Here is a 16,318-nt window from a genome sequence, read left to right on the forward strand (position 1 = left end):
TTATACACTTATAAATTAATTATTTTTATATTTGTCAATCTTAAAAATAAAGTTCGAATGAAAAATTACGTAATAGGATTGGACTACGGAACAGATTCTGTTCGGGCGGTGCTGATTGACACTGAAAATGGACAGGAGCTGGCATCCAGTGTTTCTCATTATAAAAGATGGAAAAACAAACAATATTGCGACGCAGCTGTCAATCAGTTTCGTCAGCATCCTCTGGATCATATTGAAGGTTTGGAAAATACAATTCAGACGGTTGTGAAAGAAAGTAAAGTAGATCCTTCGTTAGTGCGCGGCATCTGTATTGATACGACAGGTTCTTCTCCTGTACCGGTTACCAAAGAAGGAATTCCGTTGGCGCTGACAAAAGGTTTTGAAGAAAATCCGAATGCGATGATGGTGTTGTGGAAAGATCACACAGCCATAAATGAAGCCAATGAAATCAACGAACTGGCCGTAAGCTGGGGGGGAGAAGATGTTACGAAATATGTGGGAGGAATTTATTCATCAGAATGGTTCTGGGCAAAAATCCTGCACATTGCAAGGGAAGATGAAGCGGTAAAAAATGCGGCACATACCTGGATGGAACACTGTGATCTAATGACCTATTTATTAATTGAGGATAAAGATTTAAAATCCTTCAAAAGAAGCCGTTGTGCAGCAGGTCATAAAGCCATGTGGCACGCCGACTGGAATGGCTTGCCTCCGGTAGAATTTTTAGAAAAATTACATCCGTATCTGGCCACACTTCGCGGCAATTTATATGATGAAACCTATACTTCTGATCTGGTTGCCGGAAAATTGAGCAAAGAATGGGCAGATCGTTTAGGACTTTCGACGGATACAGTGGTAGCTGTGGGAACATTCGATGCACATTCCGGAGCAGTTGGCGCAAAAATTGGAGAAAACACTTTAGTCCGCGTTATGGGAACTTCCACCTGCGATATTCTGGTGGGTTCTTATGATGAAGTAGGAACCAAAACCGTTCGCGGCATCTGCGGACAGGTAGACGGATCTGTAATTCCGGGCTTTATCGGTTTAGAGGCGGGGCAATCTGCTTTTGGCGATTTACTGGCCTGGTACAAAGAATTGTTGCTTTGGCCGACCGATCATTTACTGACGGCTTCGACAGTTTTAAATGACGAACAAAAAGAACAATTAAGAGAAGAATTCAGCGATAAATTAATTGTTGAACTGACCAGAGAGGCAGAGAAAATCCCGGTTTCCGAAACTCTTCCAATCGCCTTAGACTGGATCAATGGAAGAAGAACCCCGGATGCCAATCAGGAACTAAAAAGCGCCATTTCAAATTTATCATTAGGAACAAAAGCACCGCATATTTTCAAAGCACTGGTCAACGCCATTTGTTTTGGAGCGAAGAAAATTGTAGATCGTTTTGAAGAAGAAGGCGTAAAAATCGACAGCGTTATCGGAATTGGAGGCGTTGCCAGAAAATCTCCTTTTATCATGCAGACTTTGGCCAATGTTTTAAACAAGCCAATCAAAATTGCAGCCTCAGACCAGACTCCGGCTTTAGGAGCAGCGATTTATGCAGCAGTAGCAGCCGGAATTTATCCAAACGTAATTGAAGCCAGTCAAAAAATAGGAAGCGATTTTGACGGGGAATATTTCCCTCAGTTAGACCAGGTCGCAGCGTATCACAAATTACTGATTGGTTACGATCAATTAAGTGCTTTTGAAGATCCAACGATTAAATTATCCCAACATGAGTTCACGATATAAAGATTTAAAACAGGAATGTTACGAAGCCAACATGCAGTTAAATGCATTGAATCTGGTGGTGTATACCTTTGGAAATGTAAGCGCTGTGGATAGGGAAAATGGCGTTTTTGCCATTAAACCGAGCGGCGTTCCTTACGAAGATTTAAAACCGGAAGATATTGTGATTGTCGATTTTGACAATAACATTATTGAAGGAACAATGCGTCCGTCCTCTGACACTAAAACCCATGCGTATTTATACAAAAACTGGCCAAATATTGGTGGCGTGGCTCATACGCATGCAACCTATTCGGTGGCCTGGGCGCAGGCACAACAGGATATTCCGATTTTCGGAACGACCCATGCTGACTATTTAACGGCTGATATTCCGTGCGCTCCTCCAATGGCCGATTCCCTGATTGAAGGAAACTACGAACACAATACCGGAATCCAGATTCTGGATTGTTTCAAGGAAAAAAATCTTTCGTACGAAGAAGTAGAAATGATTCTGATCGGCAATCACGGTCCATTCGCCTGGGGAAAAAGTGCAGCAAAAGCAGTCTACAACAGTAAGGTTCTGGAAGTCGTAGCCGAAATGGCCTACCTTACTTTACAAATAAATCCAAACGCACCAAGACTGAAGGATTCGCTCATAAAGAAACATTACAACCGTAAACACGGAAAAGATTCGTATTACGGACAGTAAAGTTGTTTCAGGTTTCAGGTTTTTTTTGTTTCAGGTTATTGGAACCGCAAAGAAAACCTGAAACCTGAAACCTGAAACCTGAAACGAAAAATAACAAAACAATAGATAACAAAGATTTTCCACGATTCAAAACTTGAAACTTGAAACAAAGAAAACTTGAAACAAAATAAAAGACATGATTGATATCTCTCAAAAAGAAGTATGGTTTGTAGTAGGAAGCCAGGAGTTATACGGTGAAGAAACACTGAGAAAAGTGGCGGAGCATTCGCAGCTAATCGCAAAAGGATTAGACGGATCGTCTCATATTCCGGTAAAGATAGTTTATAAAGAGGTAGTAAAATCCCCTGCGCAAATTTTAAATGTTTGTTTGGCGGCAAATTCGGCTAAAAACTGTATCGGTATTATTGCCTGGATGCACACTTTTTCTCCGGCAAAAATGTGGATTGGCGGGTTGAATATCCTTAAAAAACCATTATGCCATTTACACACACAATACAACGCAGAAATTCCGTGGGGAAGTATCGACATGGATTTCATGAACCTGAACCAGTCGGCACACGGAGATCGTGAATTTGGATTCATCATGTCCAGAATGCGTAAAAAACGTAAAGTGGTTGTGGGACACTGGGAAGACGACCGAGTTTTAAACAAATTAGGGGTTTGGACAAGAGTAGCTTTAGGATGGGATGAACTTCAGAACCTAAAAGTAGCCCGTATTGGAGACAATATGCGTGAAGTTGCCGTTACGGAAGGCGATAAAGTCGAAGCCCAGATTCGTTTTGGAATGTCGGTTAACGGATATGATTCTTCAGATGTTACGAAATATATTGACAAAGTTACGGAGCAGCAATTGAACGATTTGTTAGCCGTTTACGAATCCTCTTATGCTTTAACGGATTCTTTAAAGCAAGGCGGTGCACAAAGAAGCTCTTTGGCTGAAGCCGCAAAAATAGAATTAGGGCTAAGAGCTTTCCTTAAAGAAGGAGGTTTTGGAGCCTTTACCGATACCTTCGAAAATCTGGGTGCCTGGAAACAATTACCCGGAATTGCCACACAAAGATTAATGGCAGACGGATACGGTTTTGGTGGCGAAGGCGACTGGAAAACCGCCGCAATGGTCAGAGCTTTGAAAGTCATGAATGTGGGGTTGGAAGGCGGAACTTCTTTCATGGAAGATTATACGTATCATTTTACACCACAAAAATCCTATGTTTTAGGATCTCATATGCTGGAAATTTGTCCGTCAATTGCTGATGCAAAACCTTCTTGTGAGGTGCACCCATTAGGCATTGGCGGAAAAGAAGATCCGGCGCGTCTGGTATTTAATTCACCTGCCGGGGAAGCCATCAATGTTTCTCTAGTAGATATGGGAAATCGTTTCCGTCTGATTGTTAACGAAGTCGTAGCGGTTAAACCAATGGCAGAATTGCCAAAATTACCGGTGGCCAGAGTTTTATGGGATTGTAAACCAAACCTTGACATCGCGGCAACAGCCTGGATTTTAGCCGGAGGAGCACATCATACCGTTTACAGCCAGGCGATCACCACAGAATACATGGAAGATTTTGCGGATATTGCCGGAATCGAATTGTTGGTTATTGATGAAAGAACTACCGTAAGAGACTTTAAAGATAAGATTAATGCCAATGAGGCTTATTATCATTTGTTTCAGCATGGATTGTAATTTTTAAGCGGCAAAGGTTCAAAGTGACAAAGGTTCAGAGTTTTTTGTACTTTTAACTTTTAACATCTAACATTTTACACCAATTAAAAAATATCATTTATGAATGTATTAAAACGTTGCATTTTGGGTATAAGCCTTTTGAGTTTGGCTGCAGTTTCAGTTCAGTGCAAAAGCGATAAAAAAGCAGATACTGAAACGGTTGCTTCTGATAAAAAGGATGCCGTTACTATAGAAAAATCGGCTTACGGAACAACTGCAAAAGGAGAAAAAGTTGACAGCTATAAATTGAAAAACCAAAATGGGATGGAAGTTGATATCATCACTTTTGGCGGCAGGATTACAGATTTAAAAGTGCCTGATAAAGACGGTGTTTCTGAAAATGTAGTAACAGGATTCAGTTCTTTGGCACAATACGAAAAAGAAAATCCGTTTTTTGGAGCTTTGATTGGAAGATACGGAAACCGAATTGCGAAAGGGAAATTCACTTTAGATGAAAAAGAATATCAGTTAGCAATAAACAATGCATCAAATGCTTTGCACGGTGGACCGCAGGGATTCTTCAACGTTGTCTGGAAAGCCGATGAGGTAAAATCCGGCGAAACGGCTTCTTTAAAATTATCCTACCTGAGTAAAGATAAAGAAGAAGGGTATCCCGGAAACTTACAGGTTTTTGTAACGTATACTTTGACCAGTGACAATCAGTTAGAAGTGCTTTATGAAGCAACAACAGACAAGAAAACAGTGGTGAATCTGACGCAGCATTCGTATTTCAATTTATCGGGAGATTTTTCGAAAACAATCTTAGATCACGAATTGACTTTGAATGCAGATAAATTAGTTCCGGTGGATGCAACACTTATTCCGACAGGAAAATTAGAAGATGTTGCCAATACGCCTTTCGATTTCAGAACACCAAAATTAATTGGAAAAGACATCGCAGCTAAAAACGAGCAATTAGAAAGAGGCAAAGGATACGATCATTGCTGGGTACTGAATAATCCTGAAAAAGGAAAAACCATTATTGCAAAAGTATATCATGCCGCAAGCGGAAGAGTGCTGGAAATGACAACCGACGAACCCGGAATTCAGTTTTACTCCGGGAACTTTCTTGACGGAACGTTACCAACACGTAACGGTGGTACATACGCACACCGAACCGGACTTTGTCTGGAAACAGAACATTACCCGGATTCCCCAAACCAGAAAAACTTCCCGACAACGGTTTTAAATCCCGGGGAAAATTATAAAACTAAAACTACTTTTAAATTTTCTGTACAAAAATAGTTTTAGGATTTGTTTACTAGTTCAATTCTCTGAAAAACCTCGTAAGTTATGCTTGCGAGGTTTTTTTATTTTAAACTGGATTTGTACTGTTTCATTCTTATATTTGACGCTGATTACCGGAAAGTTTGATTTTGATAATATCCGAAAATTTAAAAATAAACGCAGCTGAAAAACACATAAATAAGAATGGTCATAACTCAAAAAAACAGATTTAAAAAAGCAGTTTTACTTCTTATTTTTCTCTCTTTTCACTACATAAATGCCCAAATAACTTTAACTCATAACGTTGGAACAACACTTGTTAAGACGGATATGTATACTTGTGACAGAGATGAAGCCTGGTCACGGATATTTACATTATCAGATTTTGGCATAGCGCCAAATGAACAATTTTTGATTAAATCAGGACAGATCGGAATTAGCAAATCTGACGAAGGTTCAAATTTATATTTTTCGGTTTATAGTATCGATGACAACTTTCCTGTTTTCTTTTATTCTTCATTTCCAAGAACAGTACTTGGAAGTCGCAGTTTTAACCCAACAACAGTTATTAATGGTACTCCGCAAATTTTTCAGTTTGATTTTGATGAACCAATAATTGTTCCGGCCGGAACTAAAAGAATTATGGTTACAGTACATAAGATCAGGGATATTTATAATCCGAAGTCAGGAGAAATTTATATAGCAGGTACTGCACAAGACAATGGAGAATCCTGGTATTTAGGTTGCGATTTAGAGCATGGTCTGTCGCTTACCACAGATTTAACTATTCCTGTTCCAAATGCAAATTTTTACATCAATGTTACAGGTGAAGTATTCAATACAAAAAGTTTAGGACCTGTTACCAGATTATCGCATAACCTCAATGATGAATTAATTGATACCGGTATACATTCATGCAAATGGAATGATATTTATTGGGCAAGAGCTTTTAACTTAAAAGACTTTGGCATATCAGGCAATGAAGAATTTGTAATTAATTCGGGGCAGGTTGGAATAAATAAAACGGGTTATTCGGCTAAAGTTGGTTTTAATATCTATGAGATAGATGATAATTTTCCTTGTTCTTTTTCTGAGAAAAAATTAATAGGAAGCAGTCAGGAGCAAGAGCTTAGAGCCAATATTGATGAGAATTCCCAGATTGTACAGTTAGATTTTGATAAACCAATCAAAATTCCGGCTGGTGTGAAAAAAATTTTGGTAGAAGTTCATAAAGGGATTGTTTACGGAGACGGCGTTGCTTTTATAGCGGGTACAACACAAAATGATGATGTATCATGGCAACGGGGTTGTACTGCTATAGGAGGATATCCTGATCTTGGAAGCGGATATGTTTCGACTGCTGATTTTGGAAAACCACAAGCTAATTTTTATATCAATGTAACAGGAAATGTAAATCAGGTCAGAAATAATATTTTTGAAATGAACATTTCCAATATTTGTTCTGAATTTTTAAAAGAATTTAGTGTTAGTGATCAGTCGAAAGTTGCCTCGATTTCATGGAATTTTGGAGATCCGGATTCAGGAGCAAAGAATACTTCTACAGACTTATCGCCTTTTCATGATTTTTCGGCAGATGGCCAATACGCGGTGACGGCTTCGGTTATTGCAAAAGACGGAACACGCGAAGTTTTAACGGAAAAAATTGAATCCAGTGAGCCGCCAAAAGCATATGGAATTAATAATATTTATGCTTGTGAAAATAATTTGAACACCGGATTTTCGACCTCTTTTGATACTTCAACGACTACAAAGCAGGTGTTAGGAGGACAAACAGGAAAAACAGTTACTTTTATCGACGGTAAAGGCAACAAATATGGCACATTGCCAAATCCGTTTACAAATACAGTTAAAGACAGGGAAACAATAACGGTAAGAGTTGCTCATGATGATAATCCTTGCTGTTATTCTGAAACTACTTTCGATTTAATCATAAACCCATTACCGCAGTTAGCTGTTGCTGACGTAAAAGAATGTGATAATGATACAGATGGTTTTACTGTGTTTAATTTACAACAAACAGTGGCTGCAATTATAGGAACGGCAACGAATAAAAAGGTTGAATTTTATCGTTCAAATGGGGAGCAAATACAATCTCCGCTAAATGCAATTACCAATTTAATTGCCAACGAAGAAATAATTACAGTAAAACTAACTAATACTGATACAAATTGCTCTGGCGAAACAACCTTTAAATTAATTGTCAATCCTTTGCCAAAAGCAAACCTTTTGCAAGACATAATAGGCTGTGATGACAACAAGGATGGTATTTCAGAATATTTTGATACTTCAAATGTTGAAGCTGCTGTTTTAGGAAATCAAACCGGAATGAAAGTTTCTTACTTTGATGCTCTTGGAAATCCATTACCGGCTCCTTTGCCCAATCCCTACAGAAATACAACTGTTAATACGGAGACCATAACGGTTAGGGTAACGAATAGTCTGACTAACTGTTATAAAGAAACACCATTAGTTTTGAAAACAACTTCACAAACCCTCATTACTAAACCAGCTGCTAAGTATGCTTGTGATGAAGGTAATGGTTTTTCCACTTTTGATATGTCCGGTTTAGAAACTGAAATTACAGGGAACCAATCCGGTCTGAAAATAATGTATTTTGACAGTAACGGAAATCAGTTGCCGACTCCTTTTCCGGCATTATTTCAAAATACCCAGGCAAAATCCCAAACTATAAAAGTCAGGGTAGACAACGAAATAAACAGTCTTTGTAGTGCTGAAACAAGTTTCGACCTAATTGTAAATGATTTACCAACTGTAAAAATCGAAAAAACGTACTTTTTATGTAATTTGGAACCTTCGCTGCATATAAGTGTTGCTGCTGATTTAGATAGCTATGTGTGGAAATCTCCTGACGGGAATGTTATTTCAAATGCTAATGAAGCTGATTTAGTAATCGCAGGAAAGTATAAGCTGGTGGTGGGTACAATTAAAAACAACATTTATTGTGATAATACTTTTGAATTTGAATTAATACGGTCAGTACTTCCAACTATTAAAGAAGTAAAATATAAGGAATTGTCAGAAGACAATTTTATTGAAATTATAGCAGAAGGGTATGGTGATTTTGAATATTCTATAGACGGGACCAATTATCAGGACAGCAATTATTTTTCTAATGTTCCCGGCGGTACCTACGTTGCCTATGTAAGAGACAAAGAAGGCTGTGGAAGTGATTCAAAAGAGGTTACCGTGATTGATTACCCGAAATTCTTTACGCCAAATAACGATGGGCATAATGATCTTTGGCAAATAAAAAGCATCCATAAATTTCCAAATTCTAAAATAACAATATTTGACCGATATGGTAAATTACTGACGGAGCTGTCTGAAAATGATTTTGGATGGAATGGTTTTTATAACGGAAAAGAAATGCCGTCTGATGATTATTGGTTTAAAGCCAACTTAAATAATAAGGTTGTATTTTCAGGACATTTTGCATTAAAGCGATAAGATACAACAGACCTGATTACGCATAATAAACAGCTTTATTTCTTTATTAATAAATCGAATTATGGCAGAAAATTGAAATAAACATGAAATTCAAACATTTATTCAAAGCAGAACTCATTTGGACTTCAAAAAAACAAGAGGAATCAGTTTTAAAATTGTACAGTAAAAGCCATCAGATTAAAATAGAAGGAAAACCTGTTTTAAATGTTTCGGCAGCAAAAGCCTTCAAAGGGGATCCCGCTTTATATAATCCCGAAGATTTGCTTTTGAGCAGTTTGGCTTCCTGCCATATGATGTCGTATTTATATGTCTGCTCCCAAAACGGAATAGAAGTTCTCGAATATGCAGACAACGCCGAAGCCACGCTCGAAGTTTCTCCTGACCGAAGCGGACGTTTTGTTGAAGTTCGGCTTAAGCCTAAAGTAAAAATTTCAAATTCTGACCAGATTCAGCTGGCTTTAAGTTTACATGAAAAAGCAAATCAATTGTGTTTTATTTCTAACTCGTGCAATTTCCCTGTTTTGCATGAGGCGTGTTGTGAGGTCTGAAGCATGTTTTTGCTAAAAAGCGAGGTTTATAGACATAGCCAACGGTTTCAACCGTTGGAAGCAATGCCAGGAATAATATCTAACATTTCAAATTTGCACAATCTGAACCCCAAGGTTGAAACATTGGGCTATAGCGGAATAGTATAAAACCAAAAAAACCTCTTCCGTTAAGAAGAGGTTTTTGTACCCGGAGCCGGAGTCGAACCGGCACGGTTTCCCACAGGTGTTTGAGACCAGCGCGTCTACCAATTCCGCCATCCGGGCTTAGCAGACGAAAAAACAATCAAAATTGATTATTTTAACGCAATAGAATGAAGTCATAAATGGCGTCATTCCTTTAACACGGTGCAAATGTAAAAAATAAAATTAAATGTGCTACTAAAAATACTTAAAATTTTCCTTTCAGTGTCCAATAAATTTTATAAATTTGCACCTCGTTAAAACGACGCACACACAACTAACTACATCCGAGGCAAATACAAATCATCTGGTTAGGCTAAACAATCTAGCCCAATGGATGGAGCGCAGCGGAATAAAACAACAAATTATAATGTCGCACCTAGAACCAGAAGCTAAAATTTTTGCTTGTTCACAAAGTGTTTATCTTGCAGAAAAAATTGCAGAACAATACGGGATTCCGTTAGGAAAAGTAACGATGTCAACGTACAGTGATGGTGAATTTCAACCGTCTTACGAAGAGTCAATCAGAGGATTACGTGTTTTTATCGTGTGCTCCACATTTCCAACAGCCGATAATTTGATGGAATTGTTATTAATGATTGATGCCGCAAAACGTGCATCAGCAAGACATATTACAGCTGTTATGCCATACTTCGGTTGGGCAAGACAGGACAGAAAAGACAAACCTAGAGTTCCGATTGGAGCAAAATTAGTAGCTAATTTATTAGATGCTGCAGGAGCAACAAGAGTAATGACAATGGATTTGCACGCAGATCAAATTCAGGGGTTTTTCGAAAAACCGGTAGATCATTTATTTGCCTCTACCATCTTTTTGCCTTACGTAGAAAGTTTAGGATTAGAAAATCTGACAATTGCATCTCCGGATATGGGAGGTTCAAAAAGAGCATATGCTTACTCTAAGTTCCTGGAATCAGATGTAGTAATCTGTTACAAACAAAGAAAAGCAGCCAACGTTATCGATACTATGGAGCTGATTGGTGAAGTAAAAGGCCGCAACGTAATATTAGTAGACGACATGATCGATACGGGTGGAACATTAGCAAAAGCAGCCGATTTGATGATCGAAAAAGGAGCATTAAGCGTTAGAGCAATCTGTACACACGCTATTTTATCCGGTGATGCCTACGATAAAATTGAAAATTCAAAATTAAGCGAATTGATCGTTACCGATTCTATTCCGTTAAAAAGAGAGTCAAAGAAAATAAGAGTAGTGAGTTGTGCACCTCTTTTTGCTGAAGTTATGCACATGGTACACCACAACAATTCCATTAGTGGAAAATTTATAATGTAATAAATGGCAATATGCTATAGGCTTTAAGCTTTAAGCATTAAAAAATGTCAATAAATTTATTACGAAAGAAAGCCTAAAGCTTAAAGCAACAAGAATATTTATTAATAACTATATTTTTTTTACAATGAAATCGATTACAATTAAAGGATCAGAAAGAGAAAGCGTGGGCAAAGTGTCAACTAAAGCCTTACGTAATGCTGGAGCGGTTCCTTGCGTGTTATACGGAGGAAATCAGGCAGTACATTTCTCAGCGGAGGCTGCGGCATTCAAAAACTTGGTTTACACTCCAAATGCACACACAGTTGTGATTGAGCTTGGAAAAGGAAAATCATTCAATGCAATTTTACAGGATATTCAGGTTCACCCGGTGTCTGACAAAATTTTACACATTGACTTCTTTCAGTTATTTGATGACAAAGAAATCACTATGGAAGTTCCTGTAAAAGTTGTGGGTACATCTAAAGGTGTTCTTGCAGGTGGTGTTTTACGTTTGAACACTCGTAAATTAAAAGTAAAAGCTTTACCTAAAGATCTTCCTGATTTTGTTGAAGCTGATATTACTCCACTTGAAATGGGTAACAAATTATACGTTACTAAAGTTGGTTCTCCGGAATACAAAGTAATGCACCCGGAAAATACTGTTGTAGCTCAGGTAAGAATCTCTCGTGCTGCTATGAAAGCTGCTCAGGAGGCTGCAAAAGCTGCAAAAGCGCCTGCAAAAGGAAAGAAAAAATAATTTTTTTCAAATCTATACAAAAAGCATCAATCGAAAGATTGGTGCTTTTTTTTTGTTTTAAATAGAAGAGGTTAAAAGTTGCAAAGGTTCAAAGTGACAAAGAAGGATAAGTCTGCAGTATTTCAGGCTGAGACAAAATGGAGCAATAAAAATCTGCTCAATCAGCCAAATCTGCGAGAGTATTTTTTATCAATCTTACAGGTTCAAACAAATTATATAGTGGGCACATTTTTAATTATTAAATTTTAGAAGCAGAAACTTCAAGGTTTTTCAAGACCTGACGATCCTGCCATCCTCTATATCTTTTCCTGACTAAAGAAGCCAGCAAAAGGATACCGCTGCTGTCAGGGCTAGCAAGAAATTTTGTTTTTATAAGTAAAAGAGGATCAAAGTTGCAAAGGTTCAAAGGGACAAAGGAGGGCAAGTCTACAATATGTCCGACTGAGCGTAGTCGAAGTTCAGCACAGTATTTCCACTGTAGATTTTCGGGTCACTTACGGAACTTCGACTAAGCTCAGTCATACAAAAATGGAGCAAAAAAAAAATCTGCTCAATCAGCCAGATCTGCGAGAAACCTTTTTTCTTTGAGAGCCTTGCGTAAACCTTTGCGCTCTTCGCGGTTAATGACAAAAATTTTCTAATTGCCATATTTTCTAATTACAGGCCTTTTAAGTTCGCTCAGCCTGACAAAATGTAAAAAAAAAATCTGCTCCATCAGCCAAATCTGCATGAAACCTTTTCGAACTTTCATAAAACTCCGGCATACTTTGCGGTTAAATGAAGATCAGCAAATAATTATCCAATCATCTAATTGCCATATTATCTAATTAGTCCTATTTTTGCAAACATGATAAAATGGATAACAAAACTGTTTTCATCAATACAAAAAGAAGAGAACACAGATTATATGAAAAAATATTTAATCGTAGGACTAGGAAACATAGGATCCGAATACGTAAATACAAGACATAACATAGGATTTAAAGTCCTGGATTTTTTAGCCAGAAAAGAAAGCCTTTCTTTTGACACCGTAAAATTGGGTGCTTTGGCCGAATATAAATTTAAAGGAAGAACCTTTTTACTGCTTAAACCAAACACCTACATGAATTTAAGCGGTAAAGCGGTTAAATACTGGATGGATAAGGAAAACATTCCTCTGGAGAATATTCTTGTCATTACAGACGATTTAAACCTGTCTTTCGGAACCATCAGAATCAAACCAAAGGGAAGTGACGGAGGCCATAACGGATTGAAGAACATCAATCTCGTTTTAAACACACAGCAATACACCCGTTTTAGATTTGGGATCAGCGATCAGTTTAAAAAAGGACAGCAGGTAGATTACGTTTTGGGGGATTGGGACGAAGAAGAAAAAGCAAAACTCCCGGAACGTTTAGAAGTTGCTTCAGAAATTATCAGGTCATTCGGAACCGCCGGATTAGAAAATACAATGACCACTTTTAATGGAAAATAAAGATTTACAGCTATTTAAGGCTTAAAAAGTCAGATTATCAATTAATTAAATCAAATTATAACGAAATAGTATTTTCTATTCCAAAGTTAAATGTTTAAATTTGGGATAAATTATTATAAACCATAAAATCATAATATCATGGCTTTTGAATTACCACAATTACCTTATGCATATGATGCATTAGAACCACATATTGATGCCCGTACAATGGAAATTCACCATTCAAAACATCATAATGCATACACAACAAATCTTAACGCTGCAATTGCAGGAACAGATTTAGAAGGAAAAACAATCGAAAACATCTTAATCAACTTAGATAAATCAAACGCTGCAGTTCGTAACAATGGTGGAGGTTTTTACAACCACAATTTATTCTGGACTGTAATGAGCCCGGATGGTGGCGGATTACCAACAGGTGATTTGTTAGCTGCAATTGAGTCTTCTTTCGGAACTTTTGAAGAATTTAAAGCAAAATTTGCTAAAGCTGGTGCAACACAATTTGGTTCAGGATGGGCTTGGTTAACAGTACAAAAAGGGGGTAAACTAGAAGTTGTAGGTACTCCAAATCAGGATAATCCATTAATGCCGGAAGTTGCTGGTAACGGAGGAACTCCAATTCTAGGAATGGATGTTTGGGAACATGCTTACTACTTAAACTACCAAAACAGAAGACCGGATTATATTGAAGCTTTCTTCAGTGTAATTAACTGGACAGAAGTAGCAAGAAGATTTGCTTTAGACAAATAGTAGAAATAGAGTATAGAATAAAGAAAATAGACGGATGACCTGAAGGTTGTCCGTCTATTTTTTTTATGTTTATTTTTTGCTCCCGATCTTCTTAACTCTATCCTCTATCCTCTATCCTCTATTCTCTATTCTCTATTCTCTATTCTCTATTCCACCCCAGACTTTACTCCAATAAAAAAGGCGGAATTTCTTCCACCTTTTTTGCCCCAAATCTACCATATACTTAACCTACTAATGTTATGGTATTGTAAATGTAGAATAGCTATACTGTAATGCCAAATATTTTAGATGAAGTGCAAATAAACTCGATGAAATACGTAATTTCTTACTTTGAAATAAAACCTTGACTTTATTCCAATAAAAAAGGTGGAATTGCTTCCACCCTTTTTGCCCCAAATCTACCATAAACTTAACCTACTAATGTTATGGTTTCCCAAAAGTATTGTAGCTTTTCTGTTTTGCCAAACATTTAAGATTAACGGCAAAAAAAACCGATGAAATGCACAAATTAACCTTTTGTTAATAATTGTCTAATACGCTCTTGCGTCTTTTCCTTCATAAAAATTCATGAAAGCTCTGTTTACAACACGATTTCCACCCGGTGTAGGATAATCTCCGGTGAAATACCAGTCTCCAAGATTTTTAGGACATGCAATGTGCAAATCTTCTACTTTTTGGAAAATAATTTTTACTTCAGCATTGATTTCCGGAGAACTTAACATTTCAGCAATTTTATCTGAAATCTCTTCCGGCGTAAACTGATCATAAATGGCCGTCACATAATTGATAACATCTGTATCTGCAAAGTTTTCCTGTGCTTTACATTTGGTGTAAACTTCGTCTACAATATGGTATAAGTTTCTTTCTTTCAATAAAGCCAGTGCAGCCCTAAAAGCAACAAGACCTTCTAATTTTGCCATGTCAATTCCGTAACAGTCCGGGTAACGGATTTGCGGAGCTGAAGAAACGATTACAATACGTTTCGGTTTTAGACGATCCATCATCTTAATGATGCTCATTTTAAGAGTCGTACCACGAACAATACTGTCATCAATGATAACCAGATTGTCTGTTGGCTTTATTACCCCGTAGGTCACATCATAAACGTGTGCTACTAAATCATCACGGCTGCTGTCTTCGGTTATAAAAGTTCTTAGTTTCGCATCTTTAATCGCTACTTTCTCTGTACGGATTTTTACCGCTAGTAATTCCTGTAAAGTTTCGGCAGTAAGCGTATTTCTGTTTTCTAAGATATAATTGTTCTTACGCTGATTCAGGAAATCCTGGGCAGCTTCAACTAAACCGTAAAAAGAAGTTTCCGCGGTGTTAGGGATGTATGAAAAAACGGTATTATCTGTATCGCTGTCAATGGATTCAAGAACCGCAGGCAAAATTAATTTACCTAAGTTTTTACGTTCCTGATAAATTTCGGCATCGCTGCCTCTTGAGAAATAGATTCTTTCAAAAGAACAGGCTTTTTTAACGGTTGGTTCCAGGATTTGTTCCATCGAAACCTTTCCGCTTTTTTTGATGATTAAAGCATTTCCCGGATCGATTTCCTGAACACTTTCAAAAGGCACATTAAATACAGTCTGAATAACAGGACGTTCAGAAGCTACGACCACAACTTCATCATCCTGATAAAAGTATGCCGGACGAATTCCTGCAGGATCTCTGAAGACGAAAGCATCACCATGACCGAGTAAACCGGCCATTGCATAACCTCCATCTAAATTTTTAGCCGAACGGGCTAATATCTTTGCGATATCCAGACGTTCTGCAATAACAGGAGAAGCTTCTCTTTTAGAATAGCCTTCTTGTTTGCAGTCCTGATACAATTGCATGACCTCTTTGTCAAGGAAATGACCTATCTTTTCCATTACAGTAACGGTATCGGCCATTTCTTTCGGATGCTGTCCAAGCTCTACTAAGTTTTCGAAAAGTTCTTTGACATTCGTCATATTAAAGTTACCTGCCAAAATAAGATTACGGTGCATCCAGTTACTCTGACGTAAAAAAGGATGTACACTTTCGATACTGTTTTTACCGAAAGTTCCGTAACGAACGTGACCTAAAAATAACTCTCCTATATAAGGTATGTTTGCTTTTTGTTTTTCAACATCATTGGCATATTCAGGATGCGCAGTCATTTCCTCGTTGATACGGTCATTGATTTGTGCAAAAACATCCTGTATAGGCTGGGAATGATTTGAACGAACCCTGCTGATGTAACGCTGTCCTGGTTCGACATCAAGTTTGATGCTGGCAAAACCGGCACCATCCTGACCACGGTTGTGTTGCTTTTCCATCATCAGGTACATTTTTTGTATCCCGTAAAAAGCCGTTCCGTATTTTTCTTTGTAATATTCAAGCGGTTTCAGAAGTCTAACTAAGGCTATACCACATTCGTGTTTTAACGCGTCGCTCATTTTTTTTGTATTTGTG

General features: G+C 37.7%; 11 protein-coding genes and 1 tRNA gene. 10 read left to right on the plus strand and 2 right to left on the minus strand.

Going from position 1 to position 16,318, the window contains the following annotated elements; genetic code table 11:
• Positions 1 to 57: 57 nt before the first annotated feature.
• The 6 genes from D0817_RS09505 (at position 58) to D0817_RS09530 (ending at position 9,421) form a co-directional block, all read left to right on the plus strand.
• Positions 58 to 1,749, plus strand: coding sequence for a ribulokinase (locus D0817_RS09505; RefSeq protein WP_127338164.1), 1,692 nt, complete (start codon positions 58 to 60; stop codon positions 1,747 to 1,749).
• Positions 1,733 to 2,434: an L-ribulose-5-phosphate 4-epimerase gene (locus tag D0817_RS09510; RefSeq protein WP_127338165.1), complete on the plus strand. Its 702-nt coding sequence runs from the start codon at positions 1,733 to 1,735 to the stop codon at positions 2,432 to 2,434. The genes D0817_RS09505 and D0817_RS09510 overlap by 17 nt, the downstream gene beginning before the upstream one ends.
• A 175-nt stretch (positions 2,435 to 2,609) precedes the next feature.
• Positions 2,610 to 4,118 carry an L-arabinose isomerase gene (gene araA / locus D0817_RS09515; RefSeq protein WP_127338166.1) on the plus strand — a complete coding sequence of 503 codons (1,509 nt, stop codon included), beginning with the start codon at positions 2,610 to 2,612 and terminating at the stop codon, positions 4,116 to 4,118.
• 99 nt (positions 4,119 to 4,217) lie between these two features.
• On the plus strand, positions 4,218 to 5,402 hold the full coding sequence (locus tag D0817_RS09520; protein WP_127338167.1) for an aldose epimerase family protein: 1,185 nt from the start codon (positions 4,218 to 4,220) through the stop codon (positions 5,400 to 5,402).
• Between the two features lie 186 nt (positions 5,403 to 5,588).
• On the plus strand, positions 5,589 to 8,873 hold the full coding sequence (locus tag D0817_RS09525; RefSeq protein ID WP_238160847.1) for a T9SS type B sorting domain-containing protein: 3,285 nt from the start codon (positions 5,589 to 5,591) through the stop codon (positions 8,871 to 8,873).
• An 83-nt stretch (positions 8,874 to 8,956) separates the two neighbouring features.
• Positions 8,957 to 9,421: an OsmC family protein gene (locus D0817_RS09530; RefSeq protein WP_127338169.1), complete on the plus strand. Its 465-nt coding sequence runs from the start codon at positions 8,957 to 8,959 to the stop codon at positions 9,419 to 9,421.
• A 184-nt stretch (positions 9,422 to 9,605) separates the two neighbouring features.
• Here D0817_RS09530 and D0817_RS09535 read toward each other — a convergent pair.
• Positions 9,606 to 9,685: transfer RNA gene (locus tag D0817_RS09535), tRNA-Leu, on the minus strand.
• 286 nt (positions 9,686 to 9,971) lie between these two features.
• Here D0817_RS09535 and D0817_RS09540 point away from each other — a divergent pair.
• From D0817_RS09540 to D0817_RS09555, 4 genes are all read left to right on the plus strand, one after another.
• Complete coding sequence (locus D0817_RS09540) at positions 9,972 to 10,913, plus strand: ribose-phosphate pyrophosphokinase (RefSeq protein ID WP_127338170.1); 942 nt, start codon at positions 9,972 to 9,974, stop codon at positions 10,911 to 10,913.
• Between the two features lie 124 nt (positions 10,914 to 11,037).
• Positions 11,038 to 11,649 (plus strand): 50S ribosomal protein L25/general stress protein Ctc, encoded by a 612-nt coding sequence (locus D0817_RS09545; RefSeq protein ID WP_127338171.1) that lies wholly within the window; start codon positions 11,038 to 11,040, stop codon positions 11,647 to 11,649.
• Positions 11,650 to 12,496: 847 nt separating this feature from the next.
• Positions 12,497 to 13,123, plus strand: a complete 627-nt coding sequence (gene pth / locus D0817_RS09550) for an aminoacyl-tRNA hydrolase (protein WP_127338172.1) — start codon at positions 12,497 to 12,499, stop codon at positions 13,121 to 13,123.
• Between the two features lie 138 nt (positions 13,124 to 13,261).
• Positions 13,262 to 13,873: a superoxide dismutase gene (locus tag D0817_RS09555; RefSeq protein ID WP_127338173.1), complete on the plus strand. Its 612-nt coding sequence runs from the start codon at positions 13,262 to 13,264 to the stop codon at positions 13,871 to 13,873.
• Positions 13,874 to 14,403: 530 nt separating this feature from the next.
• Here the strand turns inward: D0817_RS09555 and D0817_RS09560 are convergent.
• Positions 14,404 to 16,302 (minus strand): amidophosphoribosyltransferase, encoded by a 1,899-nt coding sequence (locus D0817_RS09560; protein WP_127338174.1) that lies wholly within the window; start codon positions 16,300 to 16,302, stop codon positions 14,404 to 14,406.
• Between the last annotated feature and the right edge of the window lie 16 nt (positions 16,303 to 16,318).

Source organism: Flavobacterium cupreum (genome assembly GCF_003996965.1).
In the GTDB taxonomy this organism is placed as follows: domain Bacteria; phylum Bacteroidota; class Bacteroidia; order Flavobacteriales; family Flavobacteriaceae; genus Flavobacterium; species Flavobacterium cupreum.

Bases quoted from the DNA above. Each gene is read 5' to 3' on its own strand.
- D0817_RS09520 (WP_127338167.1), top strand. From the start codon at position 4,218: ATGAATGTATTAAAACGTTGCATTTTGGGTATAAGCCTTTTGAGTTTG.
- D0817_RS09545 (WP_127338171.1), top strand. From the start codon at position 11,038: ATGAAATCGATTACAATTAAAGGATCAGAAAGAGAAAGCGTGGGCAAA.
- D0817_RS09510 (WP_127338165.1), top strand. From the start codon at position 1,733: ATGAGTTCACGATATAAAGATTTAAAACAGGAATGTTACGAAGCCAAC.
- D0817_RS09555 (WP_127338173.1), top strand. From the start codon at position 13,262: ATGGCTTTTGAATTACCACAATTACCTTATGCATATGATGCATTAGAA.
- D0817_RS09525 (WP_238160847.1), top strand. From the start codon at position 5,589: ATGGTCATAACTCAAAAAAACAGATTTAAAAAAGCAGTTTTACTTCTT.
- araA (WP_127338166.1), top strand. From the start codon at position 2,610: ATGATTGATATCTCTCAAAAAGAAGTATGGTTTGTAGTAGGAAGCCAG.
- D0817_RS09530 (WP_127338169.1), top strand. From the start codon at position 8,957: ATGAAATTCAAACATTTATTCAAAGCAGAACTCATTTGGACTTCAAAA.
- D0817_RS09560 (WP_127338174.1), bottom strand. From the start codon at position 16,302: ATGAGCGACGCGTTAAAACACGAATGTGGTATAGCCTTAGTTAGACTT.
- pth (WP_127338172.1), top strand. From the start codon at position 12,497: ATGATAAAATGGATAACAAAACTGTTTTCATCAATACAAAAAGAAGAG.
- D0817_RS09540 (WP_127338170.1), top strand. From the start codon at position 9,972: ATGTCGCACCTAGAACCAGAAGCTAAAATTTTTGCTTGTTCACAAAGT.
- D0817_RS09505 (WP_127338164.1), top strand. From the start codon at position 58: ATGAAAAATTACGTAATAGGATTGGACTACGGAACAGATTCTGTTCGG.